Raw genomic sequence first — 15,564 nt, forward strand, 5'->3', positions numbered from 1 at the left:
ACTTTTTTTGGCTTCTCCTTCCAGGCCGCCACCATCCGCTCGTACGCCTGCTCGACGCGTGCGACGTAGCCAGCTTCCCGCTCACGCAGTTCCTTGATCCAGTAGTCCCGACCCGGGCCAGCCTTGCCATAGGCACGAGGCGCTCCAGCCTTGAGTGCCACCTTTCGGAGTTTCATCGCTGTGAACGCCGGTCGTGCGTAAGCATAATCTTTCCCGGTCGTCAGGACGTGCCAGATCATCACTGCGAGCTTACGTGCCGTCGCGACGGCCGCGACTCCAGGCCCATGCTTCTTCTGCATGCGGTTGAAGAAGGCTCGCAGAGGCCCCGGCGCCGTCTTGGCCGACCAGGCCGCTTCAACCAGCATCTTGCGGGCGTCACGATTGCCCTGTTTCGAGATACGACCATGCCTTGCCGGATGCTCTCCCGATTGCCGAACTCGAGGGGTCAAACCGAAGTAGCTGCTGAGGTTATCCGGTGACTGGAAGCGCGCGATGTCGCCGATCGAGGCCAGCACAGTCGATGCGACGACCGAACTCACGCCGGGGATCGTCATCAGCTTGAGAGCCCGTGGATCGTCCAGAGCCTGCTGGGCCACGACTTTGTCGATCTCCGACAGTTGCTTCGTCACGCGTTCGAGTTCCGCGATCAGACGCCGGAGCATTGCACGCTCCTCCGATGGAAGAGGCAGACTGTCCAGCCAATGCTGTCCGCGCTTGCCGAAGAGATAGCCTTTGTAGGGTGGGATGAGGTTGGCATGCAGGATAGCCTTCATGCGTCCTTTAATCTGGATGATCTGCGCCAAGACGCCAGCGCGCTCGGCCATCTGTCGCCGTCGGCTGTAGGTGTCCTCGTCAGCAACCCAGACCTCCGGCAAGAAGCCGGCAGCATGCAACTTTGCCAGCGTCCCAGCATCGACCTTGTCGGTTTTGACTCGCGCATAAGCGATCGCCCGAACGAGCCTCGGATTGGCGACCGCGACGCGCTTAACGTGCGGGCGCAGAATACGTTCGACCGCCGCGCTGTTGCCCGTCACCTCGATGACCACCTCATCCTCGAGGCTGAGTGTCTTGGCAAAGGCGACAAGCCGATCGTGGACGAGATCAACGCGCAGCTGTCGGATTATTGTTCCGTCCTCCAGGATCGCCACCTGGGCGAACGATCGGTGGATGTCCATGCCGACGATTTGCATGCTTGGTTCTCCTTTGTCTCAGGAGCCAGTGGCTTGCACGACATCTACGGATCCGCGCTCGCAGCGCAGCCGGGCAAGTCGTAGGGGCGGCCAAGTAACAAAGCGAGCTCACAGCTCATGGTCATGGCGGCCTGCCACCGTTTCGTGCTCCAGCGCCCCTATCCCGGCTTGCACAGACTAATCCGGACGACCGGTCCTCTCCACCGGGTTTGAGCGCTGAAAACATCATGCCCTTTAACAATTGCGCTGAGCGCGCATTGAGAGGCATCGCCTTGGGAAGGCGCAACTGGACCTTCGCCGGCAGTCAGCGTGGTGCCGACCGTGCCGCCATCATGCTGACGATGATCACGACCTGTCGCCTCAACGACGTCGATCCCAAGGCCTGGCTCGCCGACGTCCTCGCCCGGATCGCCGATCTTCCCACGTCGCGGCTGCACGAACTGCTGCCCTGGGAATGGAAGCTCCTGCGCCAAACCGATAAGCCTACCGAGCAGGCCGCCTGACCCTCACTCAACGCCATCATAGAGCTCGCCGTGCCCGCGCGCATGCGTCAATCTGGCGGCCTTCGTCGCATGCGTACGTTCCAACGAGCGTCCGAAATGCCACATCCTCCAACAATGTCGAGAGCCGGTATTTGGCGGGCTTGTCCTCGCCCTTCGGCCATTCGATCAGCAACCATTCACCATGCGCGGCGCGAACGCGCGCGCTGGCAAACCACGAGTTCGGCTTTTCATTCGTTCCTTGCCGCCAGGTGATGGTGCGCCAAGCTTTGGCCCGCAGGCCGATCGCGAGCGCCTGGCTGATGCTGACGTTTGCGGCGCATCAGTTTTGATGGACAGCCGCGGCCCCGACCACGGCTTCGGCGGCAAGGGGCCGTGCCGAGCCCCCATACCGTTGTGCTCGAATGACCCGCCACATAGGTCAACCCGTGGTTGTTGCCATAACCCGCGTCGATCAGCACGACATCGAGCGGAAATGGATGAGATCGGCCCACAAAAGATCGCCCGTAGCGGTATCCGTGCCGTCGTCCTAGCGTGAAGGACATTCTCCTCTTCACGAAGATCATTCGAAGAGGCGATGCCGATCGTGACTTCATATATATGTCGTGGTCTTCAAGACTCCCAACCACACTAAGTCAACCCACGCCAATTATAGCGCCGGCATGCTTGGCGAATGCCGTTCCATTAGATCCTCACTTCAAATGGGCAAATGGCATCGCGCTAGTTGATGTTCCGATGCCAAGCGCGTTCTTAGTAAGATCGCCAGCCGATGTTCCGAGTTAGGTATTCGGCAACTGTGGTCGTTCGACCGTTCGGGTTGTCGTGTTCGGTTGAAAACGGTGAGGTCCGAAACGCGACGCACTGAGATTATTACGCCGCGCGACGCGAGAATGTCTTTGCCTTTTTCAAGCAACGCTCGCAAAAGTCTCGTGGCACGCCGATTGCTGGGACATCCCGAAGAGTTCGTATTGGCCGTAGGGGCCTCCTCCGGACGAGGTGTTCATATGAAACGTGCTCGGACGATCGAAATCAATGCGAGAGAGCCTGCAGGTGCGGTCCCGCGGTTGCAAAGTGTGGTCGTGAAATTCATCGAGGGAACCAGAGTCCTTACCGAGGGCGAGCTACAAGCCAACAGCATAACGCGTCATCATGTCACGGATTTCTATCGTGAACACATCAGCAACGGTGGTCATTATGAGCAACTTAAGCACATTGTAGAACCCTCGTTAGAGGAGTTCGAAAGTCCCGGCAGTCTGGATACGAGCGGCGAGCACGACAATACGGTGCTGCCCGGACTTCAGCACAAGTACGCCCAGACCGGGTTGTTGCTGGTCACGGACCGTTGTGCCTCATATTGCCGCTTTTGCTTTCGCAAACGCCTGGTAGGCAAGGACTCCAATGAAATCGCACCTGATTTCGCCCGGCTGGCACAATATATTAGCGGCCATCCTGAGATGACGAACGTGCTGCTATCGGGAGGCGACCCGTTCGTGCTCAGCACCGCCAAACTGGATAATATTCTTGATCATCTGCTACCGATCCGACATTTGCAGTCAATTCGATTCGGTACAAAGATAGTCGCCTTTCACCCCAGGCGATTCGAGGATCCAGCTCTGCCCGCGTTATTCGAACGGATCCGTGAAGCAGGCAAGACCGGAGTGATAGTCACACATTTCGATCACATCGGTGAAATTTCGGTCGATGCGGAGCGCAACATTCGCTTCTTGTACGCACAGGGCGTGCAATTCCTCAACCAGTCCGTGCTTCTCGCGAAAGTCAACGATGATCCCGAAATCTTGGCGGCAACCTTCGACAAGTGTCACCAGATAGGTGTTCGCCCCTATTATCTCTTTCAGGGCAGACCAGTAAAAGGGGCATCGCATTTTCAGGTTCCACTGCGTCGCGGATTAGAGATCGCGCGATGTGCCAGCCAACGTCTCGCCGGCCCTCAAAAGACATTCAAATACATTATGTCTCATTACACAGGCAAGATCGAGATCCTAGATCTCGGAGCCGACGGGCGCGTGTATATGCGCTATCACCAAAACAAGACTCCTGAGAACATCGGAAAGATATTTTCGCGGCCGTACGTCGAGGGCGCCTGCTGGTTGGATGAGTTGCCCGAGGGATGAGATCGAAATGGGCGCGACGGAGCCAACCGACCCAAGCGCATGGAGCGGGAGGGCCGGCTTTCCATGCGATAGTGGTTTGAGGACGTGGTGACGTCTTCCAATCGCACTAGCGCCGAGCCGGTGGCGAAAATGCTCGCTTGACCCGGCGAGAACCGCGGCTTGGATACTTTGCGCCCATGAGCCCAATACATCGAGCTGCGCTACAACCATATTGCTCGTTCGTCCATCGACGGTCAAACGCGGTCCATTGATGGACAATCCCATGCGCCTGCAGTCGTCTTCGCCCGGCACAACATGAGGTCTTCCATCTTGCTTTTGGAGATAGCTGACACACTGAGGGTAAACGTACATCGTTGGCGCGACATCTTTCTCCGTTTTGCTCACCGTCTCTTTAGTGGCGCGCAGATTGCATGGAAATGAAGGCGTTCGAGGTGAAGATGAGCTGTTGGCTTGATTAAAAGTCCGAGGGCATGAACGTGAGCGGCCAATCATCCAGGAGTAGCTCATGCGAGCAGTCGCCGTGCGGAATGATGATTGCACGGTCGTGATTAACCTGTTCGGTCAATCTTGTCGGGAGGAATATGACTTCGATGTGGTCGAACGGATAGTAGCGGCACTCCAAGAGACCGGACACGAAACGCTGCTCTGCCAAGGCAATGAATATTATCGCCACAGCTGTTTATGCCACACGAGCCATCCCGCAATCGTTTTCAATTCGGCGACTGGAATGCAGGGCGAGCGCCGTTGGCCCCCGTTCCGGCGATGCTCGATTTGGCCGGAGTGCCCTACACCGGCGAGCGTGCGGCAACCTCGGGAATGGAATGGCACTCGACAAGCTGATCGCCAAGACGCTGATGCGCGATCGCGACGTGCCGATTCCGAACTTTCGCGTGATGCGTCGCGGCATTGAGAGCGCGGGCGACCTGCGCATTCCACTGGTAGTGAAGTGGCGTTAGAGTCAAAGAATGTAGGATTGCAACTCCGCGTGAGCTCCGACCCGAATGAGGGAGGCCGTAGAATTGATCGTCTAACATGCGCAGGAAGCACTCGTGGAAGAATATATAGAGGGGCGAGAAATCCGAGGCGGCCGGCCTGGAAACGAAGGGGGCGAGGTGTTGCCTCTGGTGCAGCAAGACTTCGGCGCTCGCGAAGTACATCTTACGACGTGAGACCGCAACGAGCATTTAGCGCTGAGGCCAGCCATTTGTCACTGGAGATCAACTCACAAGCAGGGTTGTTCGGCGCTGATCTTCAGGCCGCGACGACGGCCGGATACAACTTCTCAAGCTTGATCAATCGCGTTCTCGATGTAGCCCATACGCGGTATTTCGGGATTTGCGTCCCTAAGGCTAAACATGCGTCGAATTGCGACCAACTGCTACGCATTGCGGACTGCTGGGCTGTCACTCTGCCGCTCGCGGGGGAACAAGTCGATTTAGCAGCGAGCGATCGAACAATAGAATGGGCTACTAGATCATTCTCGCTAGGCAATTGCCGCAAGAGTTTCGCTCTGTAGCCGAAGAAGATGAGCGGCGGCTATCAAATGGTGCACCACATTGGCGGTCGTGACGTCGTCCGGGCTGTTGTTGAGACTAATCAATAAGGGCAAGAGCGCGCCTCCCAGCGAGGTAAACGAGCCGGATTGCGTTGCCGCGTTTAAGGGAATTGGGGCCTATGAAGGGAAGCGGAGGTATCGTCAATGAGTTCTGGAAAACATTCTGCGGCCCCGACCACCCGCGATAGAGCCAGCGGCGAGGTTACGACGGTGCAGCGCGCATTAGATCTGCTGAAGATTGTCGGTGCGAGTGAAAGGCCTATCGGCGTAAACGAGATTGCGCGACGGCTAGGAAAGCATGTAAGCTCGGTTTCGAGGACCCTGGCGACGCTGGAGCGCAACGGATTCGTCGAGCGGGACGCAGAAAATGGACGGTTTATGCTCGGACTGGAGCTTATCGCGCTGGCGAGCAGACTTCTTACTGAGCTTGATGTGGTGCGCGTGGCGAGACCTTATCTCGAGAAACTTGCCGATCGCACGAGAGAAACGGCCTCAATCAGTCTTTGGAAAAAGACCGAGGCTATCAACGTCGAGACAGTACTTGGCCCCGGACCTATCAAGCATATCGCGGCACCAGGGCGCCGCAACCCAGCGCACTGCACAGCCACTGGAAAAGCGATATTATCGCAGATGCCTGGCTCAACCGTGCAAGAGATCGTGGCGCTCGGCCTTGAATCGTATACGGACCGGACGATCACCACGGCGAAGGCACTTGAGCGCGAGCTGCGTCAGATTCGAGAGCGAGGTTACGCGCTGAATGTAGGGGAGTTCGCTGCCGAGACCGCCACCATCGCGGCCGTCATCCATGATAGGAAGGGAAGGGCTACCGCGGCGATTTCCGTCACCATGCCCGTTTTTCATTTTACTCAAGAAAGAGGACAAAAATTCGCGCCTCTCATTGTAGATGCGGCGGCGACTATCTCCAGGCGCCTTGGATATCGCGGTACTCTGCCCACGTGATTCGTCGCATGCTACTACAAACGCCGACCGACGCAGGATTCCAAATCGAGATCTCGAGCGTGAAGGACGACAGACAGCGTCATTGAGGCTGCGGCTCTGATTAAGCTGCCAGGCTTCAGCGAAATCGTCGACCGTGAAGAACCTCCCAAGCCATTGAGCGGGACTCGGTTTTCGAAGCGGAACGACGTTTGATGTTGCGAGCTTTTTGGGTTTGAAGGTCCGAAAGTTTGCAATTTCATTTTCGCGATTCCCTCGAATCGCGGGTCGTGATTCCGTGATCGCATTGGAGGGGACGATGCGACCCAAGGAACGACGGGACAGCGGACAAGCCGATCTTCTCCGCTCGCGGCTTGTCGCGATCATCGACATGAACCATGCTCTGGTGAAGCTTTCGCGGACGATCGACAGTTCCTCGAGGAGCGGTCCGGCGTACTACGAGGACAAGCCAGGCCGGCCGTTGCTGTCGACGCGGCTGATGACAGGAGTTGCCATCCTCAAGCACACCTACGACCTCTCCGACGCGGCGTTGCATGGGCGGTGGCTGGAGAACCCCTGTTACCAGTTCCTCTGCGCGAGAAGCTTTTCCAGCACCGGCTAGTGTTCGATCGTAAGTGTGGCGCCGTGGCCCTTCAGATTGTTTGTGCGCAGACTTGAGAACGCCGTTAGAAGAGCCATTTTCGACAAGGGCGCTCACAACGGACGACCATTCTGACAGATAAGACGACTGTGTCGTCGCGTGTCAGATATATTATTGTTCGTACCTTTAGGTATCGGAATCGGTGCCACTAGCGGTCGCGGAGTCCGCGGGATCGCGGGTAGCAGCGTTTTTACGGTCGGGTTTCGGGGGCCACGAGTGGAGGTGCATGGCTGGCTTTTATGTGTTGAGCGATGTATTCATGGCACTCCGACGGATACGTTCATGCTGACGCTGCCCGCGAGCCTCACGATTTAGGTCGCGACCCAACCTGTGGACTTCCGGAAGGGTGCGGATGGCTTGACACTCATGGCGAAGGAGACGCTGGGCCACGACCCGATGAAGGGGGCGGCGATCTTCCGTGCAAAGCGCGCCGGTCGGGTGAAGATTTATCATCCGGGATGGAGCCGGCCTTGTGATGTACGTTAAGCGGCTCGATGGTGGCGGCTTCAAATGGCTCCCGCCGTGGCCGGCGCGATGCGGATGAATGCCGAGCAGTGGACGCTCCGGCCGGCATGGATTCGAGCCCATGCATGCACCCCCGAATCCCGCAGCCGAAATCGTTTGCGTAAAGATATAGAATCTTCGCTGCATTGGGGAGCTGAAGCATGGCAGACTCGGGCCAGTGAGTGACTTGCCTGATGAGTTGCCGAGCGATCCAGCCGAGCTGCAGTTCGGTCGATCGTCGAAAAGTTGGACGCTGACCAGCTTAAGCTTGTTTGGGGAACATCGAAAAGGCCGTCGCGGCTCTCGGAGCGGCCGAGGATCACGCTAATCCCAGAACCTGTGAGAAGAGAACTGTCAAGCGCAAGGGCTGACCGTGGCAAACTACCGGAGCATTTGCCGCGCATCGTCGAACCGTTCTGCCGGCTGACACCTGTTGCTCGTCCTGCAAAGGCGATCTCGTTGAGATTGGCCGCGATGAGAGTCAAAGGCTCGACATCGTTCCGGTGCAACACAGTGTGATTGCGACCCGCTGGCCAAAACTGACCTGCCGCGCCTGTTATGAGGGCGCCGAGAGGGCAGTCCTAGCTTCGTTAATCGAGACCTGTAAGCTCAGTAGCGATTGCTGGGGAAGCTCGTCAATGGCTGGCCTGCGGCACGACTGGACATTGCAATGTCCAAATTTAAGTCCACCAGAGAACAAGATCTGGTCGCGCAAACCCAAGAAAGCTGTGCAGCAGAAGGCGACGCTTTCCGTTGCCTGATTGTCGGGTGACTCCGTGAATGAAACCGCCGTCGATCAGGGTGATATCCCCAGCCTTCAGCTGGAAGTCGCGACAAGGAATAGCCTCGAGATAAGCTGCCGAATAGGGATAGCCCGTCTTCTCCACCCCCTGCGACTTTCGGTCTGCGACCGTCGGCTTATGGCTCCATATCCGCAGATTGCCCCCTTCCTCAGCCATGCTGGTATACAAGTTGAGTGCAACGACGGTGTTTTTCCCCGCCGCAGGAAGCTCGTAATCGGCTCCGGCACATAGGACTTGAGCGACGTCGTCGTGAGGCTCCAAGGCATACGTGGCAGCACCAGACCAACAGAGAGCGCAACAAACATTCGCCTGACCGTGCACCGAGCTGGCCAGCCGCAATGTAATACCCTGATTGTGAAGCTCGCGCTTCAATGCGTCGAATAATCCGCGGACCGGATCGACCAAATTGCCAAAAAGGGCATCGACGAAGGGGCGCGCATTCTCCGACTCCGCGAAATAGGTAGCTGCATCCTTTCTATAATGAGATGCGCCGACATATTGTCCCGGAACGCCATCTTTGCGCTCCTTAAGACCTGGATTGCGGGTAAAATTTGTGGTGATCTGCTCGGCTAGTTCGATACTGAACGCTTGCCTGATGTGCAGACCAGTGATGTCACCTTTCAGGACTAAGATGATCTCCGGAATGCTGATCGAGCCGGTTCGTTCCGTGATTTTAAGAGGCGAGATGGCGGGCGCTCGAGATGCTTGAATAGTTTCCATTGGCTTGCTCCTGCAGTGCGGATTGAGCATGGCGATGCAACAATCGTTCATCGGTGATGGTTATCAGCGGGGAGGAGTTTTGATGACGTCGCGATCGAAAGCTCGGTTCTGATACCGTCGTAAGGCGCACGGATGACATCGTGGTGAGCAACGCCGTCCTCCTTCCTTGCCGATGCCGAGCCAGACACCGCCAGGGAGTGAAGCGACATGCCGTCAGCACGTATCGTGCCTCACGAAACCGCAATCTAGAAAAGAAGTGTTCGCGTCGCTCAGTATCCTGTCGGCAGCGTGATCGATGTCGTCGAATCTGCGTTTCAGCGGCCCAGCTTGGGAGGGTAGATGTCCGCTGAGGAGATGGCAGATGGGTACAGACCCGAGTTGCAATAGAGATCGTCATAAGCGGACTTCTTTTTCTAGCCTTTCGACGATAGGCAAATTGCGTGGCTCCCGATCACTCCATCCAAGGAAGTGGCTCATTGACCGAGCAGGCTTCTCTCAGTTGCGCGAGGTGTAGATAAATACAGATGGCCTAAACTTACGTTGCTTGACTCGTGTCTCCCGCAATAACGCCAGTTTCTTAGCTGAGAAAAGCCAGCAACGAGCCTACCAACGCTGGTAGTATTCTGTAATTCAGAGTTGGTTCGCATCCTGTCATGTAGACGCATATCGTCGATTTCGGAAATCGAGCGCCTTTCAGTCCTTCGGTGCATGGCAGAGCTCAGGACAGCCTATCTCGACAGAATGGAGAAGTGCGATCGAATTGTTGAGCAGGCGGCTAGCTGTGGATACGAACGCCGCTCCAACGTAAGCGCGAATTTCTCCGCACCTTTTGCTTTTGAGTGATCTGATGCATGAGGTGTCCACCAAAATAGGTGGACACCTTGTGATGGCAGCGGATGATCAGAAACTGCGGGTCAGGCTTGTTGGCCGGAACGGTCGCCGGCGCTACGAGGCGGCATCGAAAGAGCGTCTTGTCACGGCCTGCCTTGAGCCTGGGGTTTCGGTATCGAGGCTTGCACTCGAACATGGGGTCAACGCGAACCTCCTTCGGAAGTGGATCAAGAAGCACACCGCCACCAGGTCGCTGCCGCCGTCCTCACGCCCGGCGTTCATCCCGGTTCAGCTTGAGGGGTCCGCCGATCGAGCCCTGTCGCGGCGGGACAGCGTGGCGACGGTGGATTTGCCGGCGACTTGCGATGAAGTGCGTGGTTCGGAACCCAAAGGGACTCCGGCTTTTTGTTCTCCGGCCAAAGTGAGCGTGTCGCTGCCGAACGGCGTGAAGCTCGCGCTGGAATGCGGCGATGTGGATGCATTGACGGCGATCATCGGAGCACTGGGCCATGTTCAGACTGGGCGGTGACCTGCAGGTCTATCTGCACCGTGAGCCGATCGACTTCCGGGCTGGCATCAACAGCCTTGCGGTCCTTGTCCAGGAGACGATGGCGCTCGATCCATTCACTCCGGCGGTTTTTGCGTTCTGCAATCGCCGCTGCGACCGGATGAAGTTGCTGTTCTTCGACCGGTCCGGCTTTGTGCTGGTCCTGAAGCGGCTGACCGAGGACAAGTTCCGATGGCCGCGCCGCCAGGAGGCGGTCGTCACGCTGACGACCGAGCAATTGCACTGGATCCTTGACGGCATCGATATCGATGCGATGGTCCGCCATCCGGTGCGGCAATATCAGGTTGCCGGCTGAGCTCTCGAGTTGAGCGGTTGACGCGTCGGTACGGTTCAGATTCAAGAATCCGATGAATCGAACCGGCGATCCGAGTGTTGAAGAGCTGTTGGCGCGCATTGCCGCGCTGCAGGCGGAGAACCATCAACTCGCCGACCGCGTCGTCAAACTCGAGGAAGAACTGGCGCTGGCACGCCTGCATCGTTTTGCGCCACGCAGCGAAAAGTACGTCGATCGTCTCTTCAATGAAGCCGAGCAGGCCGCCGATGAGGATGACGCCGGCAGTGAAACGAACAATATCGCCGAACTTCCGGACACGGGCTTGCCACCCCTCGAAAACACAACGGGACAGAAGCGCGGCCGCAGGCCGCTGCCGGCGAACCTGCCGCGTGAGCGCGTCGAGTATGACCTGCCCGACGATCAGAAGGCGTGTCCTTGCTGCCGTGGCCAGATGCATCGCATGGGCGAGGCTGTCACCGAGCAACTTCATATCGAGGTGAAGGCGAAGGTTTTACAGAACGTACGCTTCAAATATGCGTGCCGCCATTGCGATCACACCGGGATCAACGCCCCTGTCGTGACTGCGCCGATGCCGACGCAGCCGCTGCCGGGCAGCGTTGCCACGGCCTCAACGCTGGCGTTCGCGCTGGTTCATAAATATGTCGATGGCACGCCGCTCTACCGCCTGGCGCAGGCCTTCGAACGCGCCGGCGTTCCGGTCAGCCGCGGCGCTTTGGGGCGCTGGGTGATCGGCTCGAGCGAGAAACATCTCTCCCGCATCTATGACGCCCTGAAGCTGCGGCTCAGATCGCAGCCTCTCATTCATGGCGACGAGACGACGGTTCAGGTCCTCAAGGAGAAGGACAAAAAGGCCACCAGCACATCGTATATGTGGGCTTATCGCAGCGGCAAGGGCAGTCACGAGCCCATCGTTCTTCTGGATTATCAGCCGGGCCGCGGCCAAATCCACCCGCAGGCCTTCCTCGGCGATTACCGCGGCATCGTGATGAGTGACGGCTATACCGCATGGCGCACGCTGGAACGGGCCACCCACATCGGCTGCATGGCCCACTCCCGGCGGCGCTTTGTCGATGCCCTCAGGGCGAGGAAGAAGGGCGGCGGTCCGCCCGAGCAGGCGCTGCGGTTCTTCGACCAGCTCTACCGGGTTGAAAGGCAGGCGCGGGACGGAATACCGGAGAAGGGTGAAACACAGGCCGACTGCATTCGCCGCTTCCGCCAGCAACATAGTGTCCCCATCCTCAACGCTCTCAAGGTATGGCTCGATGACATGGCCCCGAAGGTCTTGCCTGACAGCAAGCTCGGCGACGCCGTATCCTACACCCGAAACCAATGGGAATATCTGACGCGCTACACCGGGGACGGCAGCATGCCGATCGACAACAATCTTCTGGAGCGCGACATCAGGGTTTTTGCAACTGGTAGGAAGAGTTGGTTGTTCAGCGATACCGTGGACGGAGCCAAGGCCAGTGCCGTCGTCTACAGCCTGATGCTGACCTGCCGCGCCTCACGTGTCGAGCCGTTAGCGTGGTTGCGCCACGTCCTCACCGAATCGCCTCAGCGCGCCGGCGACGCCGATATTACCGACCTGCTGCCCTTCAACTTCCACAAAGCCGCCACTGCCTGAACGGCCCGGTATCGCCCGATACTAGCGCAATCCATCAAAACCGCCGGCGTCAACGTGCGGGGAAAATCGCGCTTACGCTCCAACGAACTTCGGCTCGGGACTTAGGTCAAGGCAACCGCAAAGCACGCCAAGCGAAGAGAAGCGAATGCCTGCTACGACAGAGCGGCGTTACTGACCGTATGGTTGGCGTACCGATTGGGCATTCACGTTCCGAGCGGCGTCTAATGATTGGTCGACGACAAACTGTGCGAGAATATTGCGGGCAGAGCTAGACGGCTGGAGCGATTTTCGGCCAAACTCCAACGCAACCTAAAGAAATTGACGTCGGTGCTTGCACCCGTGATCTCGCCGGCCGCTGACGATCACCATGACGAGGTCGTCGCGTGAGTTTGGTGAATGCGCTTTCTCGCCGACAGCGGTACGACTAAGCGGCCGCGTTTCCGCCCTTTGCAGGAACAACTGAAGTAGCCCATGAAGTGCACCTACATAGACAAATATGGCGGCGGCGGTCAAAGCGATATCTTCATAGCGGGGCGCGTGATCGACGGTTATCGTCTGCCAAAGCATGCGATGGCATTCGACAGATGGTCAAAGCGATACTCGAAGCATCCGGGAGGGCGACCGAGAACTCGGGGGCGGGATCCCCCAATCCGCTGAAGTCCGATTAGGAATGCTGCGTCGCAGAGCACTTGTTACAGAGCGACGCGCCTCGACCGCTTTGTTCAACGAACGCATCGGCCGCGCCCATCGACAATATTCGGCCCGAATCCAAGATGCCAGGTCGATATGGCTGTGCGGCTCCATCGATTCGATCAAGATCGGGAGCAGAGGCTTCAAACGCTTGCCGCACACCCGGTCTGCAACCTCCGAAAGCAGTATCAGCGCGTTTCTCTCCGCGTCTTGGTAGATACGCGGACGATTGCTGCGCCCCGCTGTCTGGCCCTCAAAATTGCAGCGCAGCGACCGCACCGCAGTTTTCGATGGAAACCCGTGATCGCGACGAACTCGTCGAGGATGCGGCCCTTTTCGACACGGCCAGGCATCCTATAGCGCCGCGCCAAAGCAGAGTTCAGTTCCTTGCGCGCCGCCGTGCTCTATCGCCTCATCGTTGCCCCTGCGCTCGCTTGCCATTGGCGAGCAATCTACGTGAGGCGACGCCTTAGCATTCAGAGAATTTCCGGCGACGCAATGCGATTGCTGGTGTCAATCACTGTCTAGCTCGTTTCGAGATGCGTGAACGGCGGCCGGCCTGGATCGCGCCTGCGATCGCGAGCATATCTTGCCTCCTCTTGCTTGGCGCTCGGTCATATTCCAAAGAATGATCGAGGTCGTTTCTCTCGTGCTATTTGCAAGTGCCTCGAGGTAGGGGGCGGTCCACCCGGAGCATATCTAGTTCACCGTCCCGTTTCTTCGTCCGCTCGACGAATCCGTTGTTTTCGAGAGTCGCCACAGTCTCGAAACCGGGCCTACGTGTTTTCCTAGCTGGCGCGCGATCTCGTTTACACCGATCGGCTTTTCGCTCACCGACAACCTTCAGCAAATTCAATGCGCGTCGTAACCTCGTCGGCTCAATCGCGATCGCTTGCGGGATATCTGCTAGAACTCACCGATGGGCTCCTTGAGCTCTGCTTGACAGGTGTTCATCCATCCATCAAATTGTACCGCGTTGTTGCATTGTTGCAGCTTCTGGGAGCATGGATGTCCGGCACTGAACCCGCGCTTTAGAGCGGCCTTGTAAATTGCGGCGTTTAGGTGGCTTGTGCCGAGGCTTGCGAGTTTGTCTCGTTGCTCGGGCCAAGCGGGCCCGGCAAAGCGAGGGCCTTAATGATGGTGACCGGGTTTGCAACACCAACCACCGGCCAGTCCGGTCCCCGACCCGCAACAGGGCTGCCAGTGAACAGGCGCAACATCGGCGTGGTATTTACGTGCTGTTTTCCCATCTCTCCGTTTTCGAAAAAGTAGCTTTTGGGCGGAAGTTGCGCGGAGTGTCGGGCTTTGAGCTTCGAGCTAGGGTTGTCGGAGCGGATCGGGCAAATCTGGGCAAGAAAATCGGACGCAAGGAGGCGTCGGCAACATGGCTGGAAATCGGCAGGCCTTTTCCACCGAGGAGTTTCGCGTCCGCGTGCGTCGGGTGCATGCGGAGATGGAGAGGCAGGACATCGACCTGCTGCTGATCCACGCGCCAGAGAATATCTACTACCTGACCGGCTATCAAACTTCCGGTTACTTCGCCTATCAAGTGGCCCTGGTCGCGCGCGGCCGTGATCCCGAACTGCTCGTGCGCTTCCTTGAGCGCGGCAACGTCAATGAATATTCCTGGCTCGATCGCGCAGAGACATGGCGGGAAGGCGATAACCTGATCGAGTCGACGCTACGCTGTGCGCAATCGTTGGGTTCACATAAGACCGTCGGCCTGGAGAAACAAAGCTGGTTCCTGACGGCGGCAATGTCGGAGGCGCTATCGGCCGGTTTCGCCGGCGCCCGCGTGGTGGATGGGAGCCGAGTGGTCCCACAGGTACGTCTCATCAAGTCCGAAGCGGAGATCCGTTATCTGCGGCGGGCAAGCGAAATCGCTGAAATCGAGCAGCGAGCGGCCCTCGCCGCAATGCGCGACGGAGTGCTCGAGACACAGGTTGCGGCCGCCGTCTTCAACGTCGGCGTCAAGGCGGGCTGCGAATATACCGGTCTGCCGCATCACGTCATGTCCGGCTACCGCTATGACATCGGCCACGCCAACTGGCTCCCGAAGCCGATTGTGCGTGGCGAGCTCACGCTGCTCGAACTTTATGGGTGTGTCGAGCGCTACCACGCGACCCAGATGCGGACGATCTCCGTTGGTCCGGTCTCCGATGAAGTGCGGCGTGCGGCCGACATCGTCATCGAAGCGCAGGATGCAGCGCTTGCCGCCATGCGGCCGGGCGCGTCGGCGCGTGAGATCGATGCTCTGGTACGAAGACCAGTGCGCAAGATTAAGCCGGAATATTACAACCGTACTGGCTACTCGACCGGCATTGGCTTTCCGCCGCGTACGGCGGAATGGGACGTGCTAGATTTCAATGAGCAGGAAGATTGGGTGATCAAGGAAGGAATGGTCTTCCATATGCTCGCGTTCGCATGCGGGTTCGGTATCAGCGAGACGGTCGCCGTGACACCCTCGGGCATCGAAAGACTAACCCATTCCAATCAGCGTGAGCTTTGCGTGGTTACCTGAAGGACGGCACTCGGCAAGAGGAGTGATATTGGCA

The 15,564-nt window shown here is 58.1% G+C and carries 9 protein-coding genes and 6 pseudogenes; 11 read left to right on the top strand and 4 right to left on the bottom strand.

Annotation, left to right across the window (positions count from 1 at the left end; genetic code table 11):
* A partial coding sequence (locus E2I15_RS38340) for an IS110 family RNA-guided transposase (RefSeq protein WP_155262806.1) occupies positions 1 to 1,175 on the bottom strand: 1,175 nt, incomplete at its 3' end.
* 251 nt (positions 1,176 to 1,426) lie between these two features.
* On the opposite strand from E2I15_RS38340, the pseudogene E2I15_RS38345 reads away from it, so the two are divergent.
* Positions 1,427 to 1,693, top strand: a pseudogene (locus E2I15_RS38345) (transposase domain-containing protein); the annotation flags it as partial.
* A gap of 76 nt (positions 1,694 to 1,769) precedes the next feature.
* Here the strand turns inward: E2I15_RS38345 and E2I15_RS39935 are convergent.
* Positions 1,770 to 2,163 (bottom strand): annotated as a pseudogene (locus tag E2I15_RS39935) (transposase); the annotation flags it as partial.
* Between the two features lie 606 nt (positions 2,164 to 2,769).
* Here E2I15_RS39935 and E2I15_RS38350 point away from each other — a divergent pair.
* The 6 genes and pseudogenes from E2I15_RS38350 to E2I15_RS38375 all read left to right on the top strand — a co-directional run.
* Complete coding sequence (locus tag E2I15_RS38350; RefSeq protein WP_137483067.1) at positions 2,770 to 3,822, top strand: KamA family radical SAM protein; 1,053 nt, start codon at positions 2,770 to 2,772, stop codon at positions 3,820 to 3,822.
* 821 nt (positions 3,823 to 4,643) lie between these two features.
* Positions 4,644 to 4,778: a hypothetical protein gene (locus E2I15_RS39640; protein WP_276487333.1), complete on the top strand. Its 135-nt coding sequence runs from the start codon at positions 4,644 to 4,646 to the stop codon at positions 4,776 to 4,778.
* Positions 4,779 to 5,521: 743 nt separating this feature from the next.
* Positions 5,522 to 6,337, top strand: coding sequence for an IclR family transcriptional regulator (locus E2I15_RS38360; protein ID WP_137483050.1), 816 nt, complete (start codon positions 5,522 to 5,524; stop codon positions 6,335 to 6,337).
* Positions 6,338 to 6,632: 295 nt separating this feature from the next.
* Positions 6,633 to 6,946, top strand: a pseudogene (locus E2I15_RS38365) (transposase); the annotation flags it as partial.
* 355 nt (positions 6,947 to 7,301) lie between these two features.
* Positions 7,302 to 7,460: pseudogene (gene tnpB, locus E2I15_RS39940) on the top strand (IS66 family insertion sequence element accessory protein TnpB); the annotation flags it as partial.
* A 196-nt stretch (positions 7,461 to 7,656) separates the two neighbouring features.
* Positions 7,657 to 8,038: pseudogene (locus tag E2I15_RS38375) on the top strand (transposase domain-containing protein); the annotation flags it as partial.
* Between the two features lie 120 nt (positions 8,039 to 8,158).
* On the opposite strand, the gene E2I15_RS38380 reads toward E2I15_RS38375, so the two are convergent.
* A complete protein-coding gene (locus E2I15_RS38380) occupies positions 8,159 to 9,001 on the bottom strand; it encodes a 2OG-Fe(II)-dependent halogenase WelO5 family protein (protein WP_137483047.1) in 843 nt (280 codons plus the stop codon).
* 886 nt (positions 9,002 to 9,887) lie between these two features.
* Here E2I15_RS38380 and tnpA point away from each other — a divergent pair.
* Genes tnpA through tnpC form a run of 3 tightly spaced genes read left to right on the top strand, consistent with a single transcriptional unit; the run spans position 9,888 to position 12,319 of the window.
* The gene (tnpA, locus tag E2I15_RS38385; protein ID WP_170991767.1) at positions 9,888 to 10,361 is read left to right on the top strand and encodes an IS66-like element accessory protein TnpA; all 474 of its coding nucleotides are present in this window, start codon (positions 9,888 to 9,890) and stop codon (positions 10,359 to 10,361) included.
* Positions 10,342 to 10,695: an IS66 family insertion sequence element accessory protein TnpB gene (gene tnpB, locus E2I15_RS38390; RefSeq protein WP_137483046.1), complete on the top strand. Its 354-nt coding sequence runs from the start codon at positions 10,342 to 10,344 to the stop codon at positions 10,693 to 10,695. The genes tnpA and tnpB (E2I15_RS38390) overlap by 20 nt, the downstream gene beginning before the upstream one ends.
* 52 nt (positions 10,696 to 10,747) lie before the next feature.
* Complete coding sequence (gene tnpC / locus E2I15_RS38395; RefSeq protein ID WP_137483045.1) at positions 10,748 to 12,319, top strand: IS66 family transposase; 1,572 nt, start codon at positions 10,748 to 10,750, stop codon at positions 12,317 to 12,319.
* A gap of 761 nt (positions 12,320 to 13,080) precedes the next feature.
* Here tnpC and E2I15_RS39945 read toward each other — a convergent pair.
* Positions 13,081 to 13,392, bottom strand: a pseudogene (locus E2I15_RS39945) (ISNCY family transposase); the annotation flags it as partial.
* 1,001 nt (positions 13,393 to 14,393) lie between these two features.
* On the opposite strand from E2I15_RS39945, the gene E2I15_RS38400 reads away from it, so the two are divergent.
* Positions 14,394 to 15,530, top strand: coding sequence for a M24 family metallopeptidase (locus E2I15_RS38400; RefSeq protein ID WP_137483044.1), 1,137 nt, complete (start codon positions 14,394 to 14,396; stop codon positions 15,528 to 15,530).
* The last annotated feature ends 34 nt before the right edge of the window (positions 15,531 to 15,564 follow it).

This window comes from Bradyrhizobium sp. BR2003, from assembly GCF_009720285.1.
GTDB lineage: Bacteria > Pseudomonadota > Alphaproteobacteria > Rhizobiales > Xanthobacteraceae > Bradyrhizobium > Bradyrhizobium elkanii.

Excerpts from the sequence above, each read along its gene's own strand:
- E2I15_RS39640 (WP_276487333.1), top strand. The coding sequence starts at position 4,644 with ATGGCACTCGACAAGCTGATCGCCAAGACGCTGATGCGCGATCGCGAC.
- E2I15_RS38360 (WP_137483050.1), top strand. The coding sequence starts at position 5,522 with ATGAGTTCTGGAAAACATTCTGCGGCCCCGACCACCCGCGATAGAGCC.
- E2I15_RS38380 (WP_137483047.1), bottom strand. The coding sequence starts at position 9,001 with ATGGAAACTATTCAAGCATCTCGAGCGCCCGCCATCTCGCCTCTTAAA.
- tnpA (WP_170991767.1), top strand. The coding sequence starts at position 9,888 with ATGGCAGCGGATGATCAGAAACTGCGGGTCAGGCTTGTTGGCCGGAAC.
- tnpB (WP_137483046.1), top strand. The coding sequence starts at position 10,342 with ATGTTCAGACTGGGCGGTGACCTGCAGGTCTATCTGCACCGTGAGCCG.
- tnpC (WP_137483045.1), top strand. The coding sequence starts at position 10,748 with ATGAATCGAACCGGCGATCCGAGTGTTGAAGAGCTGTTGGCGCGCATT.
- E2I15_RS38400 (WP_137483044.1), top strand. The coding sequence starts at position 14,394 with ATGGCTGGAAATCGGCAGGCCTTTTCCACCGAGGAGTTTCGCGTCCGC.